Below are 24,999 nucleotides of genomic sequence, written 5' to 3' on the forward strand. Positions count from 1 at the left end.
CTGCCACTTCAAAATGGGGCTGCTTGCGCAGCCCTTTTTTTATGCCAGTTCGAACACCGCCATGCTCTCCACATGCGCCGTATGCGGGAACATGTTCACCACCCCCGCCGCCGCACAGCGATACCCGGCCAGGTGCACCAGCACGTTGGCGTCGCGCGCCAGCGTGGCCGGGTTGCAGCTGACATAGACAATGCGCGTAGGCGGCGTCCATCTGCCGCGCAGTTCGGGCTGCTGCTGCAAATCGGCCAGCGCCTTGAACAGTGCAAACGCGCCTTCACGCGGGGGGTCCACCAGCCACTTGTCGGCCGCGCCATCCGCCATGAGCAGCGCCGGCGTCATCCCGAACAGGTTGCGCGCTACAAATTCAGTAGCTGATAGCGAAGAGCCTTCAAGGGCCGCAGCCCGATTTAGCTCAAAATTTTGACAGGCGCGCGCCACCAGGGTTTCGCTGCCCTCGACGCCCAATACCGCGCCGGCCTGGGTCGCCAGCGGCAGCGAGAAATTGCCCAGCCCGCAAAACCAGTCGATCACGCGCTCGTGCCTTTGCGCATCCAGCAGTCGCAGCGCACGGCTCACCAGCACGCGGTTGATGGCCGGATTGACCTGCGTGAAGTCGGTCGGCTTGAACGGCATGGTGATGCCGAACTCGGGCAACGTGTAGGCCAGTTGGGCGCCCCCCTCCTGCAGCAAATGTGCCGTTTGCGGGCCGCCGGGCTGCAGCCACCACTGCACGCCCCGATGGGCGCTCGCAAAGGCTTGCAGCAGGTCGATATCCGCGGTGCCCAGCGGCTCCAGGTGCCGCAGCACCAGCGCAATCACGTCGTCATCGTCGCCGCCCCTATCGCCCATCGCCAGTTCAATTTGCGGGCAGGCCTCGCGCGCCTGCATCGCGCCAATCAGCCCGCGCAGCGGCAGCAGCAGCGCGCTGACCTTTGGCGGCAGGACGTGGCACTCCAGCATGTCGGCCACGTAGCGGCTCTTGCGCTCATGAAACCCCACCAGCACGGCGTCTTTCTTGCGAACATGGCGCACCGAGAGCCGCGCCCGGTAGCGATAGCCCCAGGCCGGCCCCTCGATCGGGCGCAGGATGTTGTCGGGCTTGACCTTGCCAAGGTGCCACAGGTTGTCTTCCAGCACGCGCTGCTTGACGGCCACCTGCGCACCGATATGCAGATGCTGCATCTTGCAGCCGCCGCAGGCGCCTTCATGCAAGCCAAAATGAGGGCAGACAGGCTTGACGCGCTGCGATGATTCGCGGTGAGTGGCCGCGACCGTGGCCTGCTCGAAGCTGCTCTTCTTGCGGTTGACGTTGGCTGTCACCAGTTCGAACGGCAGCGCCCCTTCGATGAACACGACCTTGCCGTCGGGCTTGTGGGCCACGCCTTGGGCCTCCATGTCGAGCGATTCGACCAGCAGCCAGTCGGCGGGATGGTTTGATTTTTTGTCGGTGAAATCGGTCATGCCTGATTGTCTCAGGCCCGCGCAGCCAAATTCAGTACACGCTACAGAAACGCCTCTTTGCCGATTCCGCTGCGGTTCAACTGCCGCTTGAGCTTGAGCAGGGCTTCGTTCTGGATCTGGCGCACGCGCTCGCGCGTCAGGCCCAGGCGGTCGCTCAGCACTTCGAGGGTTTCGGGTTCGCGGTCATGCAGGCCAAAGCGACCTTCCAGCACTTCTTTCTCGCGGTGCGTCAGCGCATCGATCCAGCCGCCCACCAAACGTTCCACCTGATGCGTCTGGGCCGTATCGGTCGGGTCCACGGCAAGATCGTCGGGCATGGTGTCGCCCAGCGAGTGGTCGTCTTCGGATTTGTCCATGGCGGCGTCCAGCGAGCGCGGCGATTCCGCCAGCGACAGCAAATCAGCCACCTCGCGCACGTCGCGCCCCAGCAAGGCGGCGACGTCCTCCACGCGCACGCCGTCGGGCCGCGTGGCGACAAAAATCTCGTCGTTTTCAAGCGTGCGGCGCGCGCGCAGCACCTGCTGCAGTTCGCGAATCACATGCACCGGCAGCCGGATAACCCGCCCCTGGTTCATCACGGCGCGCTCGACCGACTGACGAATCCACCAGGTCGCGTAGGTGGAAAAACGGAAGCCCCGATCGGGCTCGAACTTGTCGATGGCGTGCATCAGGCCCAGGTTGCCTTCCTCGATCAGGTCCGACAGCGGCACACCGCGCCCCAGATAGCGCTTGGCGATGCTCACCACGAGGCGCAGGTTGTGCTCGATCATCGACTGGCGCGCCACGAAGTCGCCCGCGCGCGCGCGCGTCGCGATGGCAAACTCTTCTTCGGGGCTGAACAGCTCGGTGCGCCGCACGTCGCGCAGGTACAGGGTGAGCGCGTCGCTGGACTCGCCGGGAAATTCGGCAGGGACATCCCGGGCCAGCTCGTTTGCTCCTGAATCAATAGCAGAGCTTGCCCGTTCGTCATGGGCTGGCGGCATTTTGCTCGCGAGCGTGCCGCCGTCAAGCGCATTCGGGCCATCGGTGTTGATGAGTCCGCTGCGCTTTTTCATGGAAGCTACCTTGGTGGAAGATACTTGGTCGGATCGACTGGCTTGCCCTGGCGTCTGATTTCGAAATGCAGCTTCACGCGGTCTGCATCACTGCTCCCCATCTCGGCAATTTTCTGGCCCTTGCGCACGGTCTGGTCTTCCTTGACCAGCAGTGTCTGGTTGTGCGCGTACGCGGTCAGATACGTGTTGTTGTGCTTGAGGATAACCAGATTGCCGTAGCCGCGCAATCCCGCACCCGCGTACACCACACGCCCGTCGGCGGCGGCCAATACCGGCTCTCCGGCCTTGCCGCCAATATCCACGCCCTTGTTTTTGGCATCGTCAAAACCTGCCAGCAAGGGCCCGCCGTGGGTCGGCCAGATCCAGGCGATATCGTCATCGCTGCCCGGCGCAGGCGCGGGAGTCGGCGCAGGCGGGGGAACGGGGGTCGGCGCGATGGAAGCAACGACCGGCGGTGGCGATTTGGCCGCGCTGGCCGCCGCTGCGGCTGACGCGGCCGTGACCGGCGTCACGGAAGACGAGGGCACGGGCTTGGCCACGGCAACCGACTCACCCACGGGCGGCACGACGCGCAGCACCTGCCCGACTTCGATCACGTTGGGATTGTCCAGATTGTTCCAGCGCGCCAGATCACGCCAGGCCTGCCCGGTGTCCAGGCCGATGCGCATGATGGTGTCGCCGGGGCGCACCGTGTAGTAGCCGGGTTTGCCGGCATTTTCACTGCCCGGTAGCGGTTTGACGGCACTGCTGGCGTCCGCGGCGGAGGCCCCGACGGTGCCGGCGCTGCGATCCGAAACAGGCGCCCAATTGGGACTTTTCGAGGCGCATCCGACCAGGCTCAGCCCGATCGCCAGCACCACAGCAAACATCCACCCCTGTCGTCGAATCCCCAACATATGCAATCCCTTCAAGCGATACCCGATTTTAAGGGGACAAAATGGACCGCCTCAAGAACACTGTGCTTCAAACCGCGTTCGAGCTTGTCCACGACGACCAGCGCCTGCTGCCCCGCGGCCGTCTCCATGGGCGCCACGATACGCCCGCCGACCGCAAGCTGGTCGATCCAGGCCTGCGGGATCGCACTGCCGCCCGCCGCGGCAATGATGCCGGCATACGGCGCCCCTTTGGCGTATCCCTGCATGCCATCGCCAAACAGCAGATGCACGTTGGCCAGCCGAAAGGGCCGCAGGTTCCCGCGCGCCTTGTCGTGCAGGCCGCGCAGCCGCTCGATGCTGTAGACCTCGCGGGCGAGCCGGCCCAGCACGGCCGCCTGGTAGCCGCAGCCGGTGCCCACCTCCAGCACGCGGCCCATTTTGATGGCCCCCTCGCCCTGCAGCAGCAGCTCGATCATGCGCGCGACCACATTGGGCTTGGAAATCGTCTGGCCCAGACCAATCGGCAGGCTGGTGTCCTCATAGGCCTGGTTCACCAGCGCGCTATCGACGAACCGGTGGCGCTCGATGGCGCCCATCGCCGCCAGCAGATCAGGATGAGTGATGCCCTGATGCGCCAGTTTTTTCACCATCCGCTCGCGCACCATCTGCGAATCCAGACCATGACCCTGCGCCGCCGGTGTCAATCCGGATTTGGCATCATTCTGGCCTCTAGCCCTTGTATGGACTGCACTATTGGCTATATTTTTGGGAGCAACTGCAGCGCGGGACGACAAATCCATGCGGGCCGGAAAGCTCGGACGCTGCGCCATCAGGAGGCCCCGTCGCGGCGGTCGGACAGCCGGGCGGCCGTTTGCGCCCAGTAGCGCAAGTTATCATGATCGGTCAGGTCCACCTTCAGCGGCGTCACCGTGACGTGCCCCTGCAGCGCCGCGTGAAAGTCCGTGCCCTCGGCATCGTCCTTGGCCGGCCCGGCACCGCCAATCCAGTACATGGTCTCACCACGCGGGCTGTCCTGCATGATCACCCGCTCGGCGGAATGCCGACGCCCCAGGCGGCATATCTTCAATGGTTTGAGCTGGTCCAGCGGCAGGTTGGGAATATTGATATTGAGCAGCCAGGGCTCGGCATTTGGCGCCAGGCCCAGCAGGCTGCCGCGAATCATTTGCAGCACCAGTTCGCGCGCTTTTTGCGTTGCGGCGTCCAGCTCGCGCCAGCCCTTTTCGACTTGCGAAATGGCAATCGCCGGAATGCCGAACAGGTAGCCTTCCATTGCCGCGCCCACGGTGCCTGAGTAAATCGTGTCGTCCCCCATGTTCGCGCCGTTGTTGATGCCAGAGATCACCAGATCCGGCCGATAGCCGAGCAGGCCGGTCAGCGCGATGTGCACGCAGTCGGCGGGAGTGCCGTTGACGTAGCGAAAACCGTTCGCCGCCTGGCTCACGTACAGCGGAGAGTGCAGCGTGAGCGCGTTGGATTTGGCACTGTTATTCTGCTCGGGCGCCACCACCTCGACGTCGGCCACGTCTTTGAGGGCCTCGTACAGCGTCACGATGCCGGACGCCTGGTAGCCGTCGTCATTGGAGATCAGGATTTTCATAGTCGATTTGGAGTGCAACCGATTGTAGGTGGCACGCCGCCTCCAGGCGGGCCGCTGCGTTGGTCGCTCGTGGGACATTCGGGCCCCGGGCCAGGCTCTATCATCCGGGCAGTTTCATTGGAGAATTTTTCATGCATGCATGGCTTTGCGAAAACCCCGTCGGCGTCGATGCGCTGACCTGGAAAGAACTGCCCACCCCGACCCCGAAAGCGGGCGAGGTGCTGATTGAAATCAAGGCCGCCAGCCTGAATTTCCCGGACCTGCTGATCGTGCAGAACAAGTACCAGATCAAGCCACCCCTGCCCTTCGTGCCCGGCTCCGAATACGCCGGCGTGGTGCAGGCCGTCGGCGATGGCGTCACGCATTTCAAGGTGGGCCAGAGCGTGGCCTGCCTGTCGGGCACCGGCGGCTTCGGCACCCACACCATTGCAACCGCCGCGCAGTGCATGCCGCTGCCGGAGGGTTTTCCGCATGTGGATGCGGCCGCCTTCATCATGATTTACGCCACCTCGCACCACGCGCTGGTGGACCGGGCCCAACTCAAGGCCGGCGAAACCGTGCTGGTGCTGGGCGCAGCCGGTGGCGTCGGCACCTCGGCCATCCAGATTGCCAAGGTGATGGGCGCCAAGGTGATCGCCGCCGCGTCCACCGACGAAAAATGCGCACTGTGCAAATCCATTGGCGCCGACGCCACCATCAACTACACCACCGAGAATCTGCGCGAGGCCATCAAGACACTGACCGGCGGCAAAGGCCCGGACGTGATTTACGACCCGGTCGGCGGCGACTTCGCCGAGCCCGCGTTCCGCTCCATCGCCTGGCGCGGCCGCTACCTGGTGGTGGGTTTTGCGTCAGGGCCGATTCCTTCGCTGCCGCTGAACCTGCCCCTGCTCAAGGGCGCCTCCATCGTCGGCGTGTTCTGGGGCGGCTTCGCCCAGCAGGAACCCAAGGCCAGCGCGGCCGCCATGGCCGAGTTGGCCCAGTGGTATGCCCAGGGCAAGATCAAGCCCGTGATCGACCGCACCATGCCCATGACCGAGCTCAAGGCCGCTTACGCGCACATGGGCTCGCGCGGCGTGAAGGGCAAGCTGGTGATGGTGAACTGACCTGCGCGCCAAAAACGGTGTTGGCCACACGAAAGAAAGTCCGCTATCTTTTCGATAGCGGGCTTTTCTTTATTTACCTGGGGCGGCTGATAGGGAGCCACCGCCCATAACGCAAACCCAGTATCCATGCGGGCTTCAAGAGGTTGTTTCTAGCGGCGAAATGCTCCGCAATCCATGGCTTCAGTCCCCCGGCTGCTTGCGCCTGCGGCTGAGCCAGTGCCAGGGTGGTATCCGAACCGCATCGCGCCATACACGCGCCCGAGCAGCGCGCGACCGCTTCAACCCGGGGATAAACCTGTCTGTCCTCGGCAGGCTGCTCTCGTTCGTAGGCTTTGAAGTGCCACGCAAAGCCTGCCTTGACCTGCTCAAGATTGGCGTCAAACCCATTGACCATCACCTTGCCGAGCGTACGCCCATAGCGGTCCAGCTTGTCCGTTTCGACCAGCACCTTCTTACCAAATACCCATATCGACAAATTCTGCTTGGCGCGCTGGCCGAACGGTTCCGCCTTCTCGGGGGCGTCAATGCCCGTCAGGCGGATTTTGTGCTGCACCTTGCCTGCATCCAGCACGGTCACGGTGCCGCCATCGGTCACTCCAACGAGACCCGCCCCTCAATGGTTGCGGCGACCGTCAGCCCGGCACTTAGGCAAAGCGCCATGGCCAGCAATACGGTAGCGGCATGCACCGCGTCACATCGCTCACAGCCGAAGAACGGCATGCCGTCGTCTCCGGAAAACGTGTCTTCTACCTTGGCCGCGTCATTCGGGACATTGAGCGCAAGATGCAAAGCGAGGACACGCGGACCGAGCGCTTGGACAAGTTGCTGGAGATCGCAGCGCACATCCACAGCCAGCCCAGAACGCGCAGCCAGGGCGATCCACCCAAGCTGTACAGCGGTAGCCGGCTGGCTATCCCATCTTGAATAGAGGCTGTCTGGGCCCGAACTGTCGCGGGCCGTGCATCTGCCTACCGTTTGCCGGGCAACTGAATGACTTGGGATTGACCCGGGTGGGGGTCGGACTCAGCGACGATCACCCTACTGAGGAACACGGGCGCCACATTCCATTGATGCTTGTCATCCGTGATCACGGTGACTGTCTTGCGATTGCACTTGATGACGATACCCGTCTTGGGATCGTGCCCAGGCGCATGGAAGGAGAAACGATACCTTCGACGTTAGACTTATCCACATCCGAGCAGCCCGGCTACTTCACCAAGGGTGGGGCAAAATTAGATGAAAAACCGGGGCCAAGATTCAGTGAAAATCAATACTGATAGACCTACACCGCCCCGAGGTCGGGAATCATGGCGCCTGCAGGGAACCCGGGCTTATTCTTCGCTGTGAATGCCAACATACGGTCAATCGGCACTTGGGCACGACGGCTCAATTCCAAATCCACGTGTACCTCGTTGCTGGTAGTTTCCAACACGTGAGCCAGACCCGCAAGGCTGTTCATGGCCATCCAGGGACACTGCGCACAACTCTTGCAGGTAGCACTTTGACCCGAAGTGGGCGCTTCGATGAATATCTTCCCGGGATTGAGCGAGCGCAGCCTGTGCATCATGCCGTTGTCAGTGGCAACGATGAAGGTGACGGCAGACATTTCGTGCGCGGCTTTCAATAGCGCAGACGTAGAGCCCACTGAATCAGCAAGGGCGACCACGTCGGGAGGGGACTCGGGGTGGACCAGTACCTTTGCATTGGGGTGATCCGCCTTCAGCGCTTGCAGCTCAAAAGCTTTGAACTCGTCATGCACTATACAACTGCCTTGCCAAAACAACATGTCAGCCCCCGTCTGACGTTGTACGTAATCACCCAGGTGCTTGTCGGGCGCCCACAAAATCTTGCGCCCTTGCTCCTTGAGGGCCTGTACGACATCCACGGCGCAACTCGACGTCACTACCCAATCCGCCCGAGCCTTCACGGCTGCGCTGGTGTTGGCATAAACAACGACGGTGCGCTCAGGATGTGAATCACAGAAAGCACTGAACTCATTCACCGGACAGCCCAGATCCAGCGAACAGGTCGCGTCCAGATCTGGCATCAGCACCCGCTTCTCGGGCGAGAGAATCTTGGCGGTCTCACCCATAAAGCGGACACCGGAGACCACCAGCGTTTGTGCCGCATGATTGCGGCCAAAGCGAGCCATTTCCAGGGAGTCGCTGACCAATCCACCAGTCTCCTCGGCCAGGTCTTGCAAATCAGGATGAACGTAGAAGTGCGACACCATCACGGCGTTGCGCACTTTGAGCAAATGGCGGATTTTGTGTTTAAGCGCAGTCCGCTCGGATTGCGAAGGCTCCACTGGAATTCGGGCCCACGCGCGCCGCGTGTCACAGGCAGGTTGCTCGTACTCGACGTCTACCAGCGAAGTCAGGGCTTCAGGCATAACGGACTCTCAAATCGTACAGAAAAGTCAATGGCTTTGACGTCTTTTGTCAAAGCCCCAACTGAGATACGGTCAACCCCGGTCTGCGCCAGCGCGCGTACGCTCTCCAGCATCACGCCGCCCGAGATTTCAAGAACGGCACGCCCGACTCCTTTGGCCGCACTCATGGCTTCGTTAAGGCGCACAGCTTCTTGAACCATTAGTGCATCCATGTTGTCAAGCAGCACCATCGCGGCACCGGCGTTCAAGGCCTCCTTCAACTGCTCCAATGTTTCCACTTCGATTTCAATAAAGCTCGCCTGTGCCGCGACCGTTGCGGCGCGTGCCAGCACAGGAGCGATGCCGCCAGCGGCAGCAATGTGGTTCTCCTTGATCAGCACGGCGTCGAACAGGCCTATCCGGTGGTTAAGACCGCCACCCGTTCGGACCGCGTACTTTTGCGCCAGTCTCAGGCCCGGTAGCGTTTTGCGGGTGTCTACGATGCGGGCTCCAGTACCCCGAACCATCGCTACGTACAAAGCCGTCTTGCTGGCGACGGCGCTCAGCATCTGTAAAAAATTCAATGCGGTACGCTCGACGCTCAGGAGCGCCTGAGCCTGACCCTCAATATCAAGCACGACCTGGTTTGCCACACAGGACTCTCCCTCTTGCACGTGCCAGGTTAAGCGGGCTTGTGGATCCAGCGCCCGCACGGCGGCTTCTACCCACGGGGCACCGCACAGCACTGCCGGCTCACGGACCAACACACGAGCGCGGGCGCGGCGGTCAGTTTGAATCAAGCCAGCTGTAAGGTCACCAGAGCCGATGTCTTCTGCCAAAGCACGGGCCACGTCATCTCGGGCCAATGCCCGGATTGCATCAGCCGAGAAGTCAAATAATGGGGTCATGTTGTAAGAATGAAGTCAGGAAATAGGTAAACTGCCGGCATTTTGTCACATTGGCGGCACATGAATTTATTGCAAAGAAGACCCGTGCGGTCATTCGATTTGGTCATCGTGGGGAGCGGCTTGGCGGGCCTCGCCACCGCCTTGTTGGCCTCACCGGACAAGCAGGTCGCCATTGTCACCAAGCAACAATTAAGCGACGGTGCCAGTGCTTGGGCACAAGGGGGAATTGCGGCCGTACTGGCAGAGGGAGATTCCTTCGATGAGCATGTGCAAGACACCCTCACTGCGGGCACCGGGCTGTGCGACCCGGACGCAACCCGTTTTGTAGTAGAAAATGCTCCCGCAGCCATCGCCTGGCTGCGTCAGTTGGGTGTCGCGTTCACACTGGAAGAAGGCACCACGGATCAGCTTCACCTGACGCGCGAAGGCGGACACAGCCAGCGCCGCATCGTGCATATGACTGACGCCACCGGCGCAGCCGTACAGCGCACCTTGATGGAGCAAGTGCGTGGGCGAACCAATATCAGCCTGTTTGAGCACCACACCTTGGTGGACGTGATCACCAGCCATAAACTGAACCCGTCTTCCACGGAAACGAACCGCTGCCTGGGCTTGTACGTCTTTGACGAAGGTCGTGGAGAAGTTGTCACGTTGGGGGCAACGCACACGGTGCTGGCGACTGGCGGTGCAGGCAAGGTATACCTGTACACCACCAACCCGGATACCGCTACTGGCGACGGCATTGCGGCAGCCTGGCGCGCTGGCTGCGCGGTGAGTAATCTTGAGTTCATCCAGTTTCATCCCACCTGCCTTTATCACCCGGACGCCAGGTCGTTTCTAATCTCTGAAGCGGTGCGCGGAGAAGGCGGGCGGCTGGTCCTGCCTGATGGCACACGCTTCATGGCGGCGCATGACGAACGTCTGGAGCTGGCTCCGCGTGATGTGGTGGCGCGCGCCATTGATTTTGAGATGAAAAAGCATGGGCTGGATTGCGTCTATTTGGACATCGCTCACCAAAGCCCGGAATTCTTGCAAACGCACTTCCCCACCATCTTGGCACGTTGCCTGGAATTCGGAATTGACATCAGGCGTCAACCCATTCCCGTGGTGCCCGCCGCCCACTACACCTGCGGCGGTGTGCAAACCGACCTGCACGGGCGCACCGACCTTGCCGGGCTCTATGCGATCGGAGAGGCGGCTTGTACAGGACTGCACGGCGCCAACCGGCTGGCAAGCAACTCTCTGCTTGAATGCATGGTTTTTGCACGTGCAGCGGTGCAGACCATGGGCGGCGAAGCTGCGCCATCCGTTACGGCACTGCCCATCTGGGACGATAGTCTGGTCTCGGATCCAGACGAATGCGTGGTCATTTCCCACAACTGGGAGGAGTTGCGTCGCTTCATGTGGGACTACGTCGGCATTGTGCGCACCAACAAACGCCTGGAGCGGGCTGCCAATCGCATCGCACTGTTGCAGGCGGAGATTGAAGAGTTTTACTCTCATTTTGCGGTTACCCGCGATTTGCTGGAACTGCGCAATCTGGTACAGGTGGCGGACCTGATCGTTCGCAGCGCACAAAGTCGCCATGAAAGCCGCGGCCTGCATTTCAGTCGGGATTACCCGCACACGGAGGCGCTGGCTTTACCGACGGTGCTGTGGCCAGGCTCTGACGCGAGAGCGTCGAGCAAAAATGCCCCTTGTCATTGACATCGGCGCGCCTGAATTGACGTGTTGTGACCCGTGAAGGATGCAGGCGCACCGTGCAAACGCTGATCGATTTTGTCGCCACCCGAGGCGATCGGGGCTCGGCGCTGCGCGCGGCATTCGGCGCGCCACGCGAGGTGCTGGCCGCACACACCGTGGCCCAGGTGGTGCCGGTGCTGCAGGCCGTGGACGCCATGGCCCGGCAGGGCCGCTGGTGCGTCGGGTACCTGCGCTACGAGGCCGCCCCCGCCTTCGACACCGCGCTTGCGGTGCATGGCGGCAGCGATGGCCCGCTGGCGTGGTTCGGGGTACACGATGCCGCTCAGCCGTGGCCGCCCATGGACATCGGCGCCGGCGCGCCCGGCGCCGAGTGGCAGAGCGACTTGCCGCGCACCACGTTCGAGCAGCGCATGGCGGAGATTCACCAGGCCATCGCTGCAGGCCAGCTGTACCAGGTCAACTACACCGCGCCGCTGCAGGCCGAGTTTCGGGGCGATGCGCGGGCCTGGTTCATGAGGCTGCGCCAAGCGCAGCCCCATGGGTATGCCGCGTTCATCGACAGCGGAACAGAGCAGGTGTTGTCCGTGTCGCCGGAACTGTTCTTTGACTGGCGCGATGGCCGCATCCTGGCGCGACCCATGAAGGGCACGGCACCGCGCGGCGCCACCGCGGCAGATGACGAAGCGCTGGCGGCTCGACTTGCCGCGTCGCCGAAGGAGCGCGCCGAGAACGTCATGATTGTCGACCTGATCCGCAACGACCTGTCGCGCATTGCCAAGCCTTTTTCCGTTCGCGTGCCCCGGCTGTTCCACCTTGAGGCGCTGCCCACGGTGTGGCAGATGACTTCCGATGTCGAGGCGCTCACCCGGGACGGGACCACACTGGCCAACGTGTTCACGGCCTTATTTCCTTGCGGCTCGATCACCGGTGCACCCAAGGTGCAGGCCATGCGCATGATCTGCGATCTGGAGCCGCAACCGCGCGGCGTGTATTGCGGCGCGGTGGGCGTTGTCCGCCCGGGCGGGCATGCGACGTTCAACGTGGCGATCCGCACCGTGACCCTGCGCGGCACGGCGGCGAGCTGCGGTATCGGCAGCGGTATCACGGCCGATGCGCAGGCCGAGGGCGAATGGCAGGAGTGGCGCCACAAGCGTGCCTTTCTCGAACGCGCAAGCCAGCCGTTCGAATTGCTCGAAACCCTGGCACTGGAGGGCGGTGCCCTGCGCGACGCGCCGGCCCATCTGGCGCGCATGGCGGATGCGGCCGCGCATTTTGCCTACCCATGGGACGCAGCGCATGTCGCGGGCCGCTTGCGGCAACTGGTCGATGCGCACCTCCAAGGGCGCTGGCGGGTGCGCCTGCGGCTCGATGCCGGCGGACAGGTCCAGGCCGAGGCCTACGCGCTGGACCTGACGCCGACCCCAGTTCGCTTAAGACTGGCCACGAGCGCGCTCGAAGAGGCGGACAGTGAGTTCGTGCGCTTCAAGACCACGCGGCGTGCGCATTACGACGCGTTTGCCCCCAGCGAGCCTGACGTCTTCGACACCCTGCTGTGGAACCGGCGTGGAGAGATCACCGAGTGCACCCGCGGCAACGTGGCCCTGCTGCTGGATGGACGCTGGGTCACACCGGCGCTGCACTGCGGCCTGCTGGGCGGGATCGGGCGGGCCCGCTGGCTGCGCGAAGGGCGGTTGGCCGAAGCCGTGGTGCGGGTAGACGAGCTGCAGCGCGTGCAGGCGCTGGCCTTCGTGAACAGCCTGCGCGGATGGGTGGATGCCGTACTCGATGAACACCCACCGTCCGGTCGGAGAGCCTGAACAGGCTGATTGAATCCATGGGACTGGCTTATCGAAGCGGCCTGCGCCGTTGGCTGAAGGTGCCCGGCAGTCTGAGCCAGCACCTGGCCCGGCTCGGCCAGCGCTTCGAGGTGCAGGTGCTGAGTCAGCGTGTTGCGCCCCTGCGCCGGCATGAACAACAGGCGCTGGGCCTGCCGCGGAGCGGACTGACGGTGGTGCGCGAGGTCCTGTTGCGGGTCGATGGCGAACCGTTGGTATGGGCCCGCTCGGCCCTGCACCAGTCGGCCCTGGCCGGTCCCTGGAAAGCCTTGAAGGGTCTGGGCAGCCGCCCGCTGGCGCATTTGCTCTATGACGACCCCCGCATCCGGCGTAGCACCCTGCAGCCGCGTCGCCTGTCCCGCCATGGTCATACCCGACGGCACCTGCAGCGCCAGTGGCGCCAGGCCACCGGGTCGGATCCCTCGGCGCAGATGCTCTGGTCGCGCAATTCGATATTCAGTCGCCAGGGCGCCTTGCTGCGGGTGATGGAGACGTTCGTGCCGCATATGAAGGCGCTGGCGCGGCCCGGAGCCGGGGATTGCCCGCCACAAGGCGGGCAGCAATTGCAACCAAATAGACTCTCTAAATGTCCCCAATGTGACACGATTCGTAGTATGCTGCGCCGCAACATAACCGGCCAGAGGAAACCCCGTGTTCCGTACCCTGCTGAAATCCAAGATCCACCGGGTCGCCGTGACCCATTGCGAATTGCATTACGAAGGCTCGTGCGCCATCGATGAGAACCTGCTCGAGGCGGCCAACATCGCCGAGAACGAACAAATCCATATCTGGAACATCAACAACGGCGAGCGTTTCGTCACCTACGCCATCAAGGGCCAGCGCGGCACCGGCATGATCTCGGTCAACGGCTCGGCGGCGCGCCGCGCCGCCATGGGCGACTTGATCATCATCGCCTCGTTCGCCCAGGTGCACGAAGACCAGATGGCCACGCACAAGCCGCAACTGGTGTTTGTGGACGAGGCCAACCGCCAGATCGGCGCGCGCCAACACGTTCCAACGCAGCAGCTTTGAGATGAATGCTTCCCTGGCCGCGCGCAGTCTGCGCAGCGTGTGGCACCCCTGCACGCAGATGAAGCTGCACGAGGCGCAGCCGCCGATCGCGATCGCGCACGCCTCGGGACCCTGGCTGCACGACGTGGACGGCCGGCGCTACCTTGACGGCATCAGTTCCTGGTGGGTCAACCTGTTCGGCCATAGCCATCCGCACATCCAGGCCGCACTGGCCGACCAGTTGGAGCGGCTCGACCATGTGATGCTCGCCGGCTTCACCCATGCACCGGTGGTGGAACTGTCCGAGCGCCTGGCCGCGCTGACCGGCCTGGGCCACGCGTTTTATGGCAGCGACGGCGCCTCGGCCACCGAGATCGCACTCAAGATGAGCGCGCATTTCTGGCGCAACAGCGGCCGGCCGGCCAAGAACCGCTTCATTGGGTTGGCCGGTGGCTACCACGGTGAAACCGTGGGTGCGCTGGCCGTGACCGACATCGCGATCTTTCGCGAAGCCTATGCGCCGCTGGTGCGCCTGGCCGCTACCGTGCCCAGCCCCGACGCGCGCGGCGCGCGTCTCGGCGAGAGCGCGTTTGAGGTGGCCCGGCGCAGCGCCGCGGCGCTGCAGGCCTGGCTGGCCGAGCACCACGAAGAGACCGCGGCGCTGATCGTCGAGCCCCTGGTGCAGTGCGCGGCCGGCATGGCCATGCATGACCCTGAGTACCTGCGCCTGGCGCGCGCGCTGTGCGACCGCTACGAGGTGCATCTGGTGGTGGACGAAATCGCCACCGGCTTCGGGCGCACCGGCACGATGTTCGCGCACCAGCAGGCCGGCATCCGGCCCGACCTCATCTGCCTGTCCAAGGGACTGACCGGCGGCACTTTGCCGCTGTCGGCCGTGCTGACCACCGACGCGGTCTACGAGGCCTTTTACGACGACCAGCTGGCGCGCGGCTTCCTGCATTCGCACTCGTACACCGGCAACCCGCTAGCTTGCCGCGCTGCGCTGGCCACGCTCGAGATCTTTGAACAGCAAGACGTGCTGGCGCGCAACGCGGTGCTGGCGCGTGCGCTCGATGAAGCGTTCGCACCGCTGACGAGTCATCCTCGCGTGCGCCATGCGCGCCACCTCGGCATGATCTGGGCCTGGGATGTAGAAACCGCCCTGCCCGATTTCGCGAGCCGATACCACCGGCACGCGCTGGCGCACGGCCTGCTGCTGCGCCCGATCGGCCGCACGATCTACGCCATGCCGCCCTATGTGCTGGATGCCGAGGCCGTGCAATGCCTCGCGCAAGGCGCGCTGGCCGCGCTTGAAGCTACCCTGGCTGAAGAGACGCCCGCATCATGAATTCCTACTTCATTACCGGCACCGACACCGGCGTCGGCAAGACCCTGGTGTCGGCCGCGCTGCTGCACACGCTGGCCAGGCGCCACCCGCGCGTGGTCGGCATGAAGCCCGTGGCCGCCGGCAGGGTGCGCCATGGCGATGGCTGGGCCAGCGAAGACGCGCTGGCGCTGCGCGCAGCCTCCACTGTCGAAGTACCGCCCGAACTGGACAACCCCGTCCTGCTGCCCGACCCGCTGTCGCCGCACATCGCGGCCGAACGCGCCGGTGTGCGCATCGACATCGAGCATCTGGTGTCCTGCTACCGCGAGCTCGCACGCCGCGCCGATGCCGTGGTGGTGGAAGGCGCGGGCGGTTTCCACGTGCCGCTGTCGGACAGCAGCACCGGCGCCGATCTTGCGCAGGCGCTGGCCCTGCCCGTGGTGCTGGTGGTGGGCCTGCGCCTGGGTTGCCTGAATCACGCCCTGCTGACTGCCGAAGCCATCCGCGCGCGCGGCCTCCTGCTCGCCGGCTGGGTGGCCAACCGCATCGACCCTGCAATGCAGGCGCAAGAAGAGAATATCGCCTGGCTGCAGCGCCAACTCGCCGCGCCGCTGCTGGCCGACATCGCCTATCAGGACGCCCCTGACCCGCGGGCCATCGCCCTCCACCTGCCATGACCCTGAACACCCACCCTTCCTGGATCGACGAATTCCCGGCGCGCATCGCCGAGCTGGACCGCGCCCACCTGCGCCGCCGCCGCCGCGTGGTCGTGCCCGAAAGCGGGGCCCGCCTGCAGGTCGATGGCCAGTCCATGCTCGCGTTTTGCAGCAACGATTACCTGGGCCTGGCCAGCCATCCCGCGCTGGTGCAGGCCGCCTGTGCCGGCGCCCACGAGTTCGGCGTGGGCGCCGGCGCCTCGCCGCTGGTCAGCGGCCACAGCGCGGCCAACGAGGCGCTCGAGCAGGCGCTGGCCCGCTTTGCCGAACTGCCGCGTGCCCTGTATTTTTACGCCGGCTACGCCACCAACATCGGCATCGTGCCTGCGCTGGTCGCCGAAGGCGACGCGCTGTTCTCCGACGCGCTGAATCACGCCTGCCTGATCGACGGCGCCCGCTTGTCGCGCGCGCACATCCACCGCTATGCGCATGCCGACCTGGGCGCGCTGGACGCGGCACTCAGCCAAAGTCCGGCGCGGCGCAAGCTCGTGATCAGCGACGCCGTGTTCAGCATGGACGGCGACATCGCCGACATTCCCGCGCTGCTGGCGCTGTGCGAGCGGCACGACGCGCTGCTGCTGCTCGACGATGCGCACGGTTTCGGCGTGCTGGGTCCCGAAGGCCGCGGCAGCCTCGCGAAGTTTGGCCTGACCGGGGCCCGGGCCTCGCGCCGCGTGCTCTACATGGCCACGCTGGGCAAGGCCGCCGGTGTGGCGGGCGCCTTTGTGGCCGGTGACGATGCGCTGGTCGAATGGCTGCTGCAAAAAACCCGCAGCTACATCTTTGCCACGGCCGCGCCGGCGCTGCTGGCCAGCGCCCTGCGCGCAAGCCTGCGCCTGATCGAAACCGAACAGTGGCGCCGCGACCACCTGAGCCGGCTGATCGCACGGCTGCGCGACGGCCTGCAGCCGATCCTGCGCGGCACGCCCTGGCGGCTCGGCGATTCCGTCACCGCCATCCAGGCGCTGGTGATCGGCCCCAACGATGAGGCCCTGGCCGTAATGGAAGGCCTGCGCGAGCGCGGCCTGTGGGTGCCGGCGATCCGCCCGCCCACCGTGCCCGAGGGCACGGCCCGGCTGCGCATTGCCCTGTCGGCCGCCCACAGCGAGGACGACGTGGACCGCCTGATCCAGGGACTCGCCGGGCTGGCGCCGAAATCGCAGCTTGAGCGCCCGTCCGCAGCGCTCGAACCCACCCTTGCCTGAGAATAATCCCACTTAACTGGAGACCACAATGCCCGCCACCCTTGAACACCCCGTGACCCTGCACCGCCCGCCGCGCCCCCCGGTTGATCCCGTCGCACCGGCTACTCCACGCTGGCGCGTGGAGGACGTGCAGGCGCTGTTCGAGCTGCCGTTCCCGGAGTTGCTGCACCGCGCGCAGACGATTCACCGTGCGAACTTCGACCCGACGCTCGTCGAGTTCGCGACGCTGTTGTCGGTCAAGACCGGCGGCTGCCCCGAGGACTGCGGCTACTGCCCGCAGGCGGCCCGTTACGACACCGGGGTGCAAGCCTCCAAGCTGATGGAGCCGGCCGAGGTGCTTGTCGCCGCGCAGCGCGCCAAGGACGCCGGCGCCACGCGCTTTTGCATGGGCGCGGCCTGGCGCGCGCCGAAGGATCGCGATATCGAGAAAGTGGCCGAACTGGTGGCCACCGTGAAGGCGCTGGGCCTGGAGACCTGCGCCACGCTGGGCATGCTCGAAGACGGCCACGCCGAGACGCTGCGCGATGCGGGACTGGACTACTACAACCACAACCTCGACAGTGCGCCCGACTTCTACGGCGACATCATCAGCACGCGTGACTACCAGGACCGGCTCGACACCCTGGGCCGCGTGCGCGGCGCGGGCGTGAAGGTCTGCTGCGGGGGCATCGTGGGCATGGGCGAATCGCACACCCAGCGCGCCGGCCTGATCGCACAGCTGGCCAACCTCGCGCCCTACCCCGAGTCGGTGCCCATCAACCACCTGGTGCGCGTGCAGGGCACGCCGCTGGCCGAGCAGGCGCCGCTGGATCCGTTCGAGTTCGTGCGCACGATTGCGGTGGCGCGCATCACCATGCCGCTGGCGCGCGTGCGCCTGTCCGCCGGGCGCCAGCAGATGGGCGACGCCATCCAGGCCCTGTGCTTCCTGGCCGGCGCCAATTCCATCTTCTACGGCGACAAGCTGCTGACCACCGGCAACCCCGACACCCAGGCCGACCTGGATCTGCTGCAACGCCTGGGCTTGAAGCAGGGCCAGCCCGTTCCCCTGAGCCAGTAAGCCCTCGCATGAACGAAGCCACCGCCCTGCGCAAACCGCTGACCCTGCACCGCCTGCGCGAGATGCACGCGGCCGGCGACAAGATCGCCATGCTGACCTGCTACGACGCGACATTCGCGACACTGCTCGACACCGCTGGCGTGGACTGTCTGCTGGTGGGCGATTCGCTGGGCATGGTGCTGCAGGGCCACGCCAGCACGGTGCCGGTGACACTGGACGAGCTGGCTTATCACACGCGCTGCGTGGCACGCGGCAACCAGACAGCCTGGGTGATCGGCGACCTGCCGTTTGGCAGCTACCAGGCATCGAAAGACCAAGCCCTGCATAGCGCCGTCACATTGATGCAGGCTGGCGCGCAGATGGTCAAGCTCGAGGGCGGAGGCTGGACCACGGAGACTGTGCGCTTCCTCGTGGAGCGCGGCATTCCGGTCTGCGCCCACTTGGGGCTCACGCCGCAATCGGTGCACGCACTGGGCGGCTACCGCGTCCAGGGCCGCAACATGGAGGGCGCCGCGCAGCTGCTGCAGCAGGCCCGTGAACTGGCCGAGGCCGGCGCAGCCATGCTGGTGCTGGAGCTGATTCCTTCGACGCTGGCCCGGGACGTGACGGCCGCACTGCCGATTCCCGTGATCGGCATCGGCGCCGGCGTGGATTGCAGCGGCCAGGTGCTGGTGCTGCACGACATGCTGAATCTCACGGCGGCCAGGCTGCCGCGCTTTGTGCGCAACTTCATGGCCGGCAGCGCTAGCGTCGAGGACGCGGTGCGCGGTTATGTCGCCGCCGTCAAGGACCAGAGCTTTCCCGACCCCGCGCTTCATACCTACTGAACTCACACCGATTCAGCACCATGCAAATCGCCCACACCATTGCCGAGCTGCGGCACCTTCTGCGGCACAGCCAGCATCCAGCCTTCGTGCCCACCATGGGCAACCTGCACGACGGCCACATGGCACTGGTCCGGCAGGCCGGCGCGCTGGGCGATGCGACGGTCGCGAGCATCTTCGTGAACCGCCTGCAGTTCCTGCCGCACGAAGACTTCGACACCTATCCGCGCACCTGGGAATCGGACTGCGCCAAACTGGCTGACGCCGGTTGCGACGTCCTGTTCGCGCCCAACGAGAAAGAGCTCTACCCCGAGCCGCAGCTCTACAAGGTGCACCCGCCCGCCGAACTGGCCGACATCCTGGAGGGTCATTTCCGCCCCGGCTTCTTCGTGGGCGTAAGCACGGTGGTGATGAAACTGTTTGCCTGCGTGTTCTCCGAGGCCCAAGGCCGGCGCGTGGCCGTGTTCGGCAAGAAGGACTACCAGCAGCTCATGGTCATCCGCCACATGGTTCGGCAGTTTGCGTTGCCGATCGAGATCATCGCCAGCGAAACCCAGCGCGCGCCCGATGGCCTGGCATTAAGTTCGCGCAATGGCTATCTCAGCGGGACCGAGCGCGCCGAGGCGGTGCAGCTGCCTCTGGCGCTGCAGCAGCTGGCGCGCGACGCGCAGGAAGCGGGCATTGAACTCGCTGCGCGGCTACCCGAGATCGAGGCGCGCGCCACAGCGACCCTTGCGCGGCGCGGCTGGACGCCCGACTACCTGACGGTGCGCCGCCGCTCGGATCTGCAGCCACCACAGGCCGGCGATGCCGTAGTGGTTCTGGGGGCCGCGAAGTTGGGCGCAACGCGACTCATCGACAATCTGGAAGTCTGATTGGGAAATGACGTGGAACGACGCCCGACGGCAAGCCGCTGAAGACGACGCAGACTGGACCCCAGAGGAGGAGGAAAAGCGTATAGAAAAGATGACCGCCGCCCTTCGGAAGGCCCTTGGAGACATGGCAGACCGCCAGCCGGACATTTTCAGGCAGGCCCTTGAGCGGTTCAGTCCGCAACTTGCCGAGGCTCTGGGAGAGGGCTACGTGGAGGAGTACAGAGAGGCCCATGAGGATTCCTGAAGGCCCCGCCATCCAATCCTTAGGGGTGCATTTGCACAGGCTCGCCGAGGTTCGCCCGGAATCCCCTACTCCTTGCCCACCGTAAATCGCCGGAGAACTTCGTTGACTTTACCTCCAACGTGGTCCACTTTCTCACCTTTAGCGAAAGTGACCGCCATCGTGGTCATCATGAAGATCGTTGCATTCATCATCACGATGACCTCAAGGTCTTCTTCGCAAGCCTTCAAGGCTTCCGGCTGCGAGTACTCGAACATCTCCAAGTCCGTGTATGGACCGCCATGAACGAAAGAGGAATAGAGCGCGTAGGCGGGCACGATTGCCGACAAGAAAGGCGTTTTCCCAGATACAAAACGGAGGCCCTCTCCCGCCAGATAGCGAAGAATGTCTCGGTACTTGAACTTCCCGGAAAAATCCTTGAGTTGCTTTTTGCTCAAGTGCGCGGCCTCGGGATAGAGCTTCTCTACCGCATCCGCATAGTTCATGACGCCATCATTTCCCACCAAAGCATCTGCGAGTTTCAAAGCACCAAGGTACTCCATTGCCTCAACTGCGCCGCAATAGCTGTAGTACTCAGTGCCCGCCTCATCAGTTTTGTCTTTTGTCATCCGCGCCCAGAGGTACGTGAAGCGCAGATAGTGCTCGCAGAATGAGCGGTACAACACCCGGAAGGCATAGGGATTGTTGCTGTCCACCGTGTCAAACATCCCGGTTTTGAGCGAGTTCCCCTTTGCACAGAACATTGCCATAGCCCGGAGCGTCTGTGGGTACGCGGTCTGCAACCCGTCACGGAAAACCTCTGGGCCGTGTTTTTCAACAATGGCGAAAATCTGATCGTCTGCGTCGCGGTAGTCCATAACAAACCTTGGTCAGACCGCCCCGGTGCGGAGGCGAAAAAAAAGCCCTCGAAAGGACCTTTTCATGCACTCCCACCGACTGGAAAGCCGCATGGATACTGGGGTTTGAATACTGGGGTGGCTGATGGGGCTCGAACCCACGACAACAGGAATCACAATCCTGGACTCTACCAACTGAGCTACAGCCACCGTTTGAGCATGATTATAGCGGGGCCGGCTACTGCGTTGCCGCCTGCGACAACTCTTCTGCGGTCTTCGCCACGGGCTTGGGAACCTTGATGGTCGCCTTGAAGCGCTCTTTCAGGAGGTCGTAGTAGGCCAGGGCCTCGGCCGACGCGACCCATTGCGTGAATTGGGCGCGCTCCTGCGCGGCAGCGGCGTCCGTGGACGGCTCACGTGGAATGATCTTGTTGATTTTGGCGACGGCATAGCCCTGCGCGCCCAGGTCCACGCCGATAAACGACGGCAGGTGGGTGCTGTCGGCCCGCAAAATGGCCTCGACGACGGGTCCGGGCTGGTTTTGCGCCTGGTCCCGCGAAACCACCACGGCTGGCGGCAACACGGCCGCAGCCGGGTTCGCTTTCCACGCCGCCAGTCTGGCCATGCCTTCGGTCCTGGCCAGCGCTGCGCCTCGCACGGCCAGCAGGCGCTGGCGCACGTTGTCCTTGACCTCTGCAAACGGCAGGATGCGGCTCGGCGTGTAGCGGGTCACACGTCCGGAGACCAGCTGGTTGGGGGCCGTTTCCACCGCCTCGGTGTTGCGTTTCTTGTCGATCGAGTCGGGGGCAAACAGCGCCTCCAGAAATTTGGCATTGGCCAGCACGCCGGTCACACCGGGCGCCGGTTTGCGCGTCACATTGGCCGCCGTCTGGATTTGCAGCTTGAGTTTGTCGGCCACAGGCTTGAGACTGTCCGCCTGCTCGTACACGCCATTTGTGAAGGCATCTGCCGTTTCGGCGAATTTGCGCTGGGCCTGCTGATTTTTAAGATCGGCCTCGATCTCGGGCTTCATTTCCTCAAAACTGCGCTGCTTCGGTACCTTGATGTCGGTCAGCTTGATGATGTGGTAGCCGTATTCGGTTTCCACCACGTCGCTGATATCGCCCTTCTTCATCGCAAAAACCGCATCGGCAAAAGGCTTCACCATCGCGTCGCGGGTGAAGAAGTCGAGGTCGCCCCCTTTGGCCGCCGAGCCGGGATCCTGGGAATCTTTTCGGGCCACCTCGGCAAAACTGTCGGGCGCTTTTTTGACCATTGCCAGCAGCTCTTGCGCGTGAGCCTTGGCCTTCTCGCGCTCTGCCGCCGATGCCCCCTTGGGCACGGCAATCAGGATGTGGCTGGCGCGCCGCTCCTCCTGGCCGCTCAGGCGCGCGGCATTTTGGTCGTAATAGGTTTTGACATCCTGCGGATTCAGCGTGATTGAATTCTTGACAGTGTCCAGATCGAGCACCACATATTCGATGCTGGCCTGCTCGGGCGCCTGGAACAGGGCCTGGTTGCTCTTGTAGAAGGCCTCCAGGTCGGCATCGGTCAGCGTCACCTTGCTCGCGAAATCGGCGGTGTTGAAACGTGCGACCTGAACCTCGCGCTTCTCGAGAAAGGCATTCAGCGCCACATCGGCCTGCGCAGACGTGGCAAAGCTGGTTCCGGCCAGGCCCACCATGACCTGGCGCGCGGACAGGTCGCGGCGCACGCCGGCCTCGAACATCTCGGGCGTCATCCCCTGGGCGCCAACCAGTTGCCGGTAGCGGTCCATATCCAGCGAACCATCGGGCTTGCGCAGCGAGGCAATGGTCGGGTTTTCCTGTAGTGACTGTGCGAGCCGCTGGTCGCTCGTGACGAGCCTGGATTTGCTGGCCGCCGCGGCCAGCACGTGGTCGCGCACGACCCTCTCCAGCGACGCATAACGCGCCTGCGGCGAATCGAGCAGTTTGGCGTCCAGCGTCGGCGTGGAGGCGCGCAGGCGATCGACTTCGTTCTTGTGCGCGTTGTCCCACTCGTTTTGCGTGATGTCCTGGCCGTCCACCGTCGCCACGACTTGAGCACTCTCGTTGTTGCGGTTGCGCTCGATGCCGAACAGCACAAAGGACGGAATGATCAACAAGAACAACAAACCCAGGACGATTTTGGAGTGCTTGCGGATAGCTTCAAACATGCTCAATCTTTCAAAGACAAAAAAAGAAAAGGCGAACAAGCCGTTCGCCTTTGCATCGGTGGTGGGTGCTGACGGGCTCGAACCGCCGACCTACGCCTTGTAAGGGCGCCGCTCTACCAGCTGAGCTAAGCACCCCACCTTAACGGGTTCTCAGTTCAACGCATCCTTCAATGCCTTGCCTGGACGGAACTTTGGCACCTTGGCTGCCTTGATTTTAATCGCAGCGCCGGTCCGCGGGTTGCGCCCACTGCGCGCCGCGCGTTTACCCACCGCAAAAGTGCCAAAACCCACCAGCGACACCGAGCCGCCTTTTTTCAAGGTCGTCTTGACAGCGCCAATGGTGGACTCCAGTGCGCGTGTGGCCGCGGCCTTGGAGATGTCTGCATGCTTTGCAATGTGCTCAATGAGTTCTGTCTTATTCACAAGGGGCCCCTCGTTTGAAAAAAGTTGATCTGGATGTGTTTCAAAAAAATCTCCCGAGGCTTGAGACTTCGATCTGTTGATTCTCTCAAACCTTCAGGGAGTTTTTGGTGGCAGCGCCCGCTGCTGCGTCAGATTAGAGCCATGGACTGCCATGGTGTCAATACAGCTCGCAGCATTACAACGGCGCAAGCGGCGATTTTAGACAGATTTACGCCGCGCCTTGACGCCTGGCGTGCCGATTCGCCACAGTCGCTTGCAAATCTTGCGGATTGACAAGTCTCGAACACTGCTACAAAACGCCCGCGATGGCCTGGCCGAGATCGGCCGTGCCCGCGTTGCCGCCGATATCCGGCGTGCGCGGCGCACCGCTTTGGGGGTCCAGTACTTTCTCGATGGCGGCCAGCACGGCATCGTGGGCCTGCCGGTACCCCAGGAAGTCCAGCATCAGGGCGCCGCACCAGATCTGGCCAATCGGGTTCGCCAGATTTTTGCCCGCAATGTCGGGGGCCGAGCCATGCACGGGTTCGAACAGCGACGGAAATTTTTTGTCGGGATTGAGGTTGGCGCTCGGTGCGATGCCGATGGTGCCGGTGCAGGCCGGGCCCAGGTCGCTCAGGATGTCGCCGAACAGATTGCTGGCCACAACGACGTCGAAGAAATCGGGGCGCTGCACGAAGTGCGCGGTCAGGATATCGATGTGGAACTTGTCGACGCTGACTGCCGGATAGGCTCTCGCCATCTCGGCCACGCGCTCGTCCCAGTACGGCATGGTGATCGCGATGCCGTTCGACTTGGTCGCGCTGGTCAAGTGCTTCTTGGGGCGCGATTGCGCCAGCTCGAAGGCGAATTTCAGCACGCGGTCGACGCCAATGCGCGACATCACCGTCTCCTGCATCACGATCTCGCGCTCGGTGCCGGCGTACATGCGCCCGCCAATGCTGGAGTACTCGCCTTCGGTGTTCTCGCGCACGATGACCATGTCGATCTCGCCGGGCGCACGCGGGCTGCCGTCGCGCCGCACCACGGGCGCGATGATGCCGGGCATCAGGCGCGCGGGCCGCAGGTTGACGTACTGGTCGAACTCGCGGCGAAACAGCAGCAGCGAGCCCCACAGCGACACGTGGTCGGCGATTTTCTCGGGCCAGCCGACGGCCCCGAAGTAGATCGCGTCGTGGCCGCCGATCTGCGCCTTCCAATCGTCGGGAAGCATCTTGCCGTGGCGCTCAAAGTAGTCCCAGCTCGAAAAATCGAAGTGATCGAACTGCAGATCGATGCCGAACTTGCGCGCGGCGGCGTCCATCACCCGGATACCCTCGGGCATCACTTCCTTGCCGATACCGTCGCCGGCGATGACCGCGATTCGCTTCCTGCTCAT

26 protein-coding genes and 2 tRNA genes are annotated in these 24,999 nt (G+C 63.9%); 14 read left to right on the plus strand and 14 right to left on the minus strand.

What is annotated here, in order from left to right; translation table 11 throughout:
* Positions 1–39: 39 nt before the first annotated feature.
* The 5 genes from rlmD to surE are packed head-to-tail and all read right to left on the minus strand — an operon-like array spanning position 40 to position 5,009.
* Positions 40–1,461, minus strand: a complete 1,422-nt coding sequence (gene rlmD, locus EUB48_RS12505) for a 23S rRNA (uracil(1939)-C(5))-methyltransferase RlmD (protein WP_142819429.1) — start codon at positions 1,459–1,461, stop codon at positions 40–42.
* A gap of 41 nt (positions 1,462–1,502) precedes the next feature.
* Entirely contained in the window at positions 1,503–2,516 is a 1,014-nt protein-coding gene (gene rpoS / locus EUB48_RS12510; protein WP_142819430.1) for an RNA polymerase sigma factor RpoS, read from the minus strand.
* 5 nt (positions 2,517–2,521) lie between these two features.
* Positions 2,522–3,412 carry a peptidoglycan DD-metalloendopeptidase family protein gene (locus tag EUB48_RS12515; RefSeq protein WP_142819431.1) on the minus strand — a complete coding sequence of 297 codons (891 nt, stop codon included), beginning with the start codon at positions 3,410–3,412 and terminating at the stop codon, positions 2,522–2,524.
* Positions 3,413–3,423: 11 nt separating this feature from the next.
* Positions 3,424–4,185 (minus strand): protein-L-isoaspartate(D-aspartate) O-methyltransferase, encoded by a 762-nt coding sequence (locus tag EUB48_RS12520; RefSeq protein ID WP_420821453.1) that lies wholly within the window; start codon positions 4,183–4,185, stop codon positions 3,424–3,426.
* 35 nt (positions 4,186–4,220) lie between these two features.
* Entirely contained in the window at positions 4,221–5,009 is a 789-nt protein-coding gene (surE, locus tag EUB48_RS12525) for a 5'/3'-nucleotidase SurE (protein ID WP_142819433.1), read from the minus strand.
* A gap of 131 nt (positions 5,010–5,140) precedes the next feature.
* Here surE and EUB48_RS12530 point away from each other — a divergent pair, with 131 nt between their 5' ends.
* Positions 5,141–6,115 (plus strand): NADPH:quinone oxidoreductase family protein, encoded by a 975-nt coding sequence (locus EUB48_RS12530; RefSeq protein WP_142819434.1) that lies wholly within the window; start codon positions 5,141–5,143, stop codon positions 6,113–6,115.
* A 73-nt stretch (positions 6,116–6,188) separates the two neighbouring features.
* Here the strand turns inward: EUB48_RS12530 and EUB48_RS12535 are convergent, their stop codons facing one another.
* Positions 6,189–6,692 (minus strand): thermonuclease family protein, encoded by a 504-nt coding sequence (locus EUB48_RS12535; protein WP_244618191.1) that lies wholly within the window; start codon positions 6,690–6,692, stop codon positions 6,189–6,191.
* A gap of 104 nt (positions 6,693–6,796) precedes the next feature.
* Between EUB48_RS12535 and EUB48_RS21390 the strand changes: the two genes are divergently transcribed.
* The gene (locus EUB48_RS21390) at positions 6,797–7,039 is read left to right on the plus strand and encodes a hypothetical protein (protein WP_168226672.1); all 243 of its coding nucleotides are present in this window, start codon (positions 6,797–6,799) and stop codon (positions 7,037–7,039) included.
* Between the two features lie 146 nt (positions 7,040–7,185).
* Positions 7,186–7,392, plus strand: coding sequence for a hypothetical protein (locus tag EUB48_RS12540; RefSeq protein WP_142819435.1), 207 nt, complete (start codon positions 7,186–7,188; stop codon positions 7,390–7,392).
* A 5-nt stretch (positions 7,393–7,397) separates the two neighbouring features.
* On the opposite strand, the gene nadA is transcribed toward EUB48_RS12540, so the two are convergent.
* Entirely contained in the window at positions 7,398–8,507 is a 1,110-nt protein-coding gene (gene nadA / locus EUB48_RS12545; protein WP_142819436.1) for a quinolinate synthase NadA, read from the minus strand.
* On the minus strand, positions 8,492–9,394 hold the full coding sequence (nadC, locus tag EUB48_RS12550) for a carboxylating nicotinate-nucleotide diphosphorylase (protein ID WP_142819437.1): 903 nt from the start codon (positions 9,392–9,394) through the stop codon (positions 8,492–8,494). Before nadC ends, nadA begins: the two co-directional genes overlap by 16 nt.
* Before the next feature lie 60 nt (positions 9,395–9,454).
* Between nadC and nadB the strand changes: the two genes are divergently transcribed.
* The 11 genes from nadB to EUB48_RS12605 are packed head-to-tail and all read left to right on the plus strand — an operon-like array spanning position 9,455 to position 20,192.
* On the plus strand, positions 9,455–11,101 hold the full coding sequence (gene nadB / locus EUB48_RS12555) for an L-aspartate oxidase (RefSeq protein ID WP_142819438.1): 1,647 nt from the start codon (positions 9,455–9,457) through the stop codon (positions 11,099–11,101).
* 53 nt (positions 11,102–11,154) lie between these two features.
* Positions 11,155–12,915, plus strand: a complete 1,761-nt coding sequence (gene pabB, locus EUB48_RS12560; protein ID WP_244618192.1) for an aminodeoxychorismate synthase component I — start codon at positions 11,155–11,157, stop codon at positions 12,913–12,915.
* A 17-nt stretch (positions 12,916–12,932) separates the two neighbouring features.
* A complete protein-coding gene (locus EUB48_RS12565; protein ID WP_142819439.1) occupies positions 12,933–13,673 on the plus strand; it encodes a chorismate--pyruvate lyase family protein in 741 nt (246 codons plus the stop codon).
* Positions 13,585–13,965 carry an aspartate 1-decarboxylase gene (gene panD, locus EUB48_RS12570; protein WP_142819440.1) on the plus strand — a complete coding sequence of 127 codons (381 nt, stop codon included), beginning with the start codon at positions 13,585–13,587 and terminating at the stop codon, positions 13,963–13,965. Before EUB48_RS12565 ends, panD begins: the two co-directional genes overlap by 89 nt.
* Before the next feature lies 1 nt (position 13,966).
* Positions 13,967–15,292 (plus strand): adenosylmethionine--8-amino-7-oxononanoate transaminase, encoded by a 1,326-nt coding sequence (locus tag EUB48_RS12575; protein WP_142819441.1) that lies wholly within the window; start codon positions 13,967–13,969, stop codon positions 15,290–15,292.
* On the plus strand, positions 15,289–15,948 hold the full coding sequence (bioD, locus tag EUB48_RS12580; protein ID WP_142819442.1) for a dethiobiotin synthase: 660 nt from the start codon (positions 15,289–15,291) through the stop codon (positions 15,946–15,948). The genes EUB48_RS12575 and bioD overlap by 4 nt, the downstream gene beginning before the upstream one ends.
* Positions 15,945–17,192 (plus strand): 8-amino-7-oxononanoate synthase, encoded by a 1,248-nt coding sequence (gene bioF, locus EUB48_RS12585; protein WP_142819443.1) that lies wholly within the window; start codon positions 15,945–15,947, stop codon positions 17,190–17,192. The genes bioD and bioF overlap by 4 nt, the downstream gene beginning before the upstream one ends.
* Positions 17,193–17,220: 28 nt before the next feature.
* Positions 17,221–18,249 (plus strand): biotin synthase BioB, encoded by a 1,029-nt coding sequence (bioB, locus tag EUB48_RS12590; RefSeq protein ID WP_142819444.1) that lies wholly within the window; start codon positions 17,221–17,223, stop codon positions 18,247–18,249.
* A gap of 8 nt (positions 18,250–18,257) precedes the next feature.
* Positions 18,258–19,076 carry a 3-methyl-2-oxobutanoate hydroxymethyltransferase gene (gene panB / locus EUB48_RS12595; RefSeq protein ID WP_142819445.1) on the plus strand — a complete coding sequence of 273 codons (819 nt, stop codon included), beginning with the start codon at positions 18,258–18,260 and terminating at the stop codon, positions 19,074–19,076.
* Positions 19,077–19,096: 20 nt separating this feature from the next.
* The gene (gene panC / locus EUB48_RS12600) at positions 19,097–19,948 is read left to right on the plus strand and encodes a pantoate--beta-alanine ligase (RefSeq protein WP_142819446.1); all 852 of its coding nucleotides are present in this window, start codon (positions 19,097–19,099) and stop codon (positions 19,946–19,948) included.
* 7 nt (positions 19,949–19,955) lie between these two features.
* Entirely contained in the window at positions 19,956–20,192 is a 237-nt protein-coding gene (locus EUB48_RS12605; protein ID WP_142819447.1) for a hypothetical protein, read from the plus strand.
* A gap of 65 nt (positions 20,193–20,257) precedes the next feature.
* On the opposite strand, the gene EUB48_RS12610 is transcribed toward EUB48_RS12605, so the two are convergent.
* The 6 genes from EUB48_RS12610 to EUB48_RS12635 all read right to left on the minus strand — a co-directional run bounded on the left by EUB48_RS12610 (position 20,258) and on the right by EUB48_RS12635 (position 24,999).
* Entirely contained in the window at positions 20,258–21,046 is a 789-nt protein-coding gene (locus tag EUB48_RS12610; protein WP_142819448.1) for a DUF5677 domain-containing protein, read from the minus strand.
* A 113-nt stretch (positions 21,047–21,159) separates the two neighbouring features.
* Positions 21,160–21,235: transfer RNA gene (locus tag EUB48_RS12615), tRNA-His, on the minus strand.
* A gap of 28 nt (positions 21,236–21,263) precedes the next feature.
* Positions 21,264–23,201, minus strand: coding sequence for a SurA N-terminal domain-containing protein (locus EUB48_RS12620; protein ID WP_142819449.1), 1,938 nt, complete (start codon positions 23,199–23,201; stop codon positions 21,264–21,266).
* Between the two features lie 59 nt (positions 23,202–23,260).
* Positions 23,261–23,336, minus strand: a tRNA-Val gene (locus EUB48_RS12625).
* Positions 23,337–23,351: 15 nt separating this feature from the next.
* On the minus strand, positions 23,352–23,624 hold the full coding sequence (locus EUB48_RS12630) for an HU family DNA-binding protein (protein ID WP_077560765.1): 273 nt from the start codon (positions 23,622–23,624) through the stop codon (positions 23,352–23,354).
* Between the two features lie 289 nt (positions 23,625–23,913).
* Positions 23,914–24,999 carry a tartrate dehydrogenase gene (locus EUB48_RS12635; protein WP_142819450.1) on the minus strand — a complete coding sequence of 362 codons (1,086 nt, stop codon included), beginning with the start codon at positions 24,997–24,999 and terminating at the stop codon, positions 23,914–23,916.

Origin of the sequence: Rhodoferax sediminis, from assembly GCF_006970865.1 — a bacterium.
GTDB lineage: Bacteria > Pseudomonadota > Gammaproteobacteria > Burkholderiales > Burkholderiaceae_C > Rhodoferax_A > Rhodoferax_A sediminis.

Coding starts and splice junctions, on each gene's coding strand:
- EUB48_RS12605 (WP_142819447.1), top strand. CDS start 19,956: ATGACGTGGAACGACGCCCGACGGCAAGCCGCTGAAGACGACGCAGAC.
- panB (WP_142819445.1), top strand. CDS start 18,258: ATGAACGAAGCCACCGCCCTGCGCAAACCGCTGACCCTGCACCGCCTG.
- EUB48_RS12540 (WP_142819435.1), top strand. CDS start 7,186: ATGCTTGTCATCCGTGATCACGGTGACTGTCTTGCGATTGCACTTGAT.
- bioD (WP_142819442.1), top strand. CDS start 15,289: ATGAATTCCTACTTCATTACCGGCACCGACACCGGCGTCGGCAAGACC.
- rpoS (WP_142819430.1), bottom strand. CDS start 2,516: ATGAAAAAGCGCAGCGGACTCATCAACACCGATGGCCCGAATGCGCTT.
- rlmD (WP_142819429.1), bottom strand. CDS start 1,461: ATGACCGATTTCACCGACAAAAAATCAAACCATCCCGCCGACTGGCTG.
- bioF (WP_142819443.1), top strand. CDS start 15,945: ATGACCCTGAACACCCACCCTTCCTGGATCGACGAATTCCCGGCGCGC.
- nadC (WP_142819437.1), bottom strand. CDS start 9,394: ATGACCCCATTATTTGACTTCTCGGCTGATGCAATCCGGGCATTGGCC.
- EUB48_RS12530 (WP_142819434.1), top strand. CDS start 5,141: ATGCATGCATGGCTTTGCGAAAACCCCGTCGGCGTCGATGCGCTGACC.
- EUB48_RS12515 (WP_142819431.1), bottom strand. CDS start 3,412: ATGTTGGGGATTCGACGACAGGGGTGGATGTTTGCTGTGGTGCTGGCG.
- EUB48_RS12620 (WP_142819449.1), bottom strand. CDS start 23,201: ATGTTTGAAGCTATCCGCAAGCACTCCAAAATCGTCCTGGGTTTGTTG.
- EUB48_RS12610 (WP_142819448.1), bottom strand. CDS start 21,046: ATGGACTACCGCGACGCAGACGATCAGATTTTCGCCATTGTTGAAAAA.
- EUB48_RS12565 (WP_142819439.1), top strand. CDS start 12,933: ATGGGACTGGCTTATCGAAGCGGCCTGCGCCGTTGGCTGAAGGTGCCC.
- panC (WP_142819446.1), top strand. CDS start 19,097: ATGCAAATCGCCCACACCATTGCCGAGCTGCGGCACCTTCTGCGGCAC.
- EUB48_RS12575 (WP_142819441.1), top strand. CDS start 13,967: ATGAATGCTTCCCTGGCCGCGCGCAGTCTGCGCAGCGTGTGGCACCCC.
- nadB (WP_142819438.1), top strand. CDS start 9,455: ATGAATTTATTGCAAAGAAGACCCGTGCGGTCATTCGATTTGGTCATC.
- nadA (WP_142819436.1), bottom strand. CDS start 8,507: ATGCCTGAAGCCCTGACTTCGCTGGTAGACGTCGAGTACGAGCAACCT.
- surE (WP_142819433.1), bottom strand. CDS start 5,009: ATGAAAATCCTGATCTCCAATGACGACGGCTACCAGGCGTCCGGCATC.
- EUB48_RS21390 (WP_168226672.1), top strand. CDS start 6,797: ATGCACCGCGTCACATCGCTCACAGCCGAAGAACGGCATGCCGTCGTC.
- EUB48_RS12635 (WP_142819450.1), bottom strand. CDS start 24,999: ATGAGCAGGAAGCGAATCGCGGTCATCGCCGGCGACGGTATCGGCAAG.
- bioB (WP_142819444.1), top strand. CDS start 17,221: ATGCCCGCCACCCTTGAACACCCCGTGACCCTGCACCGCCCGCCGCGC.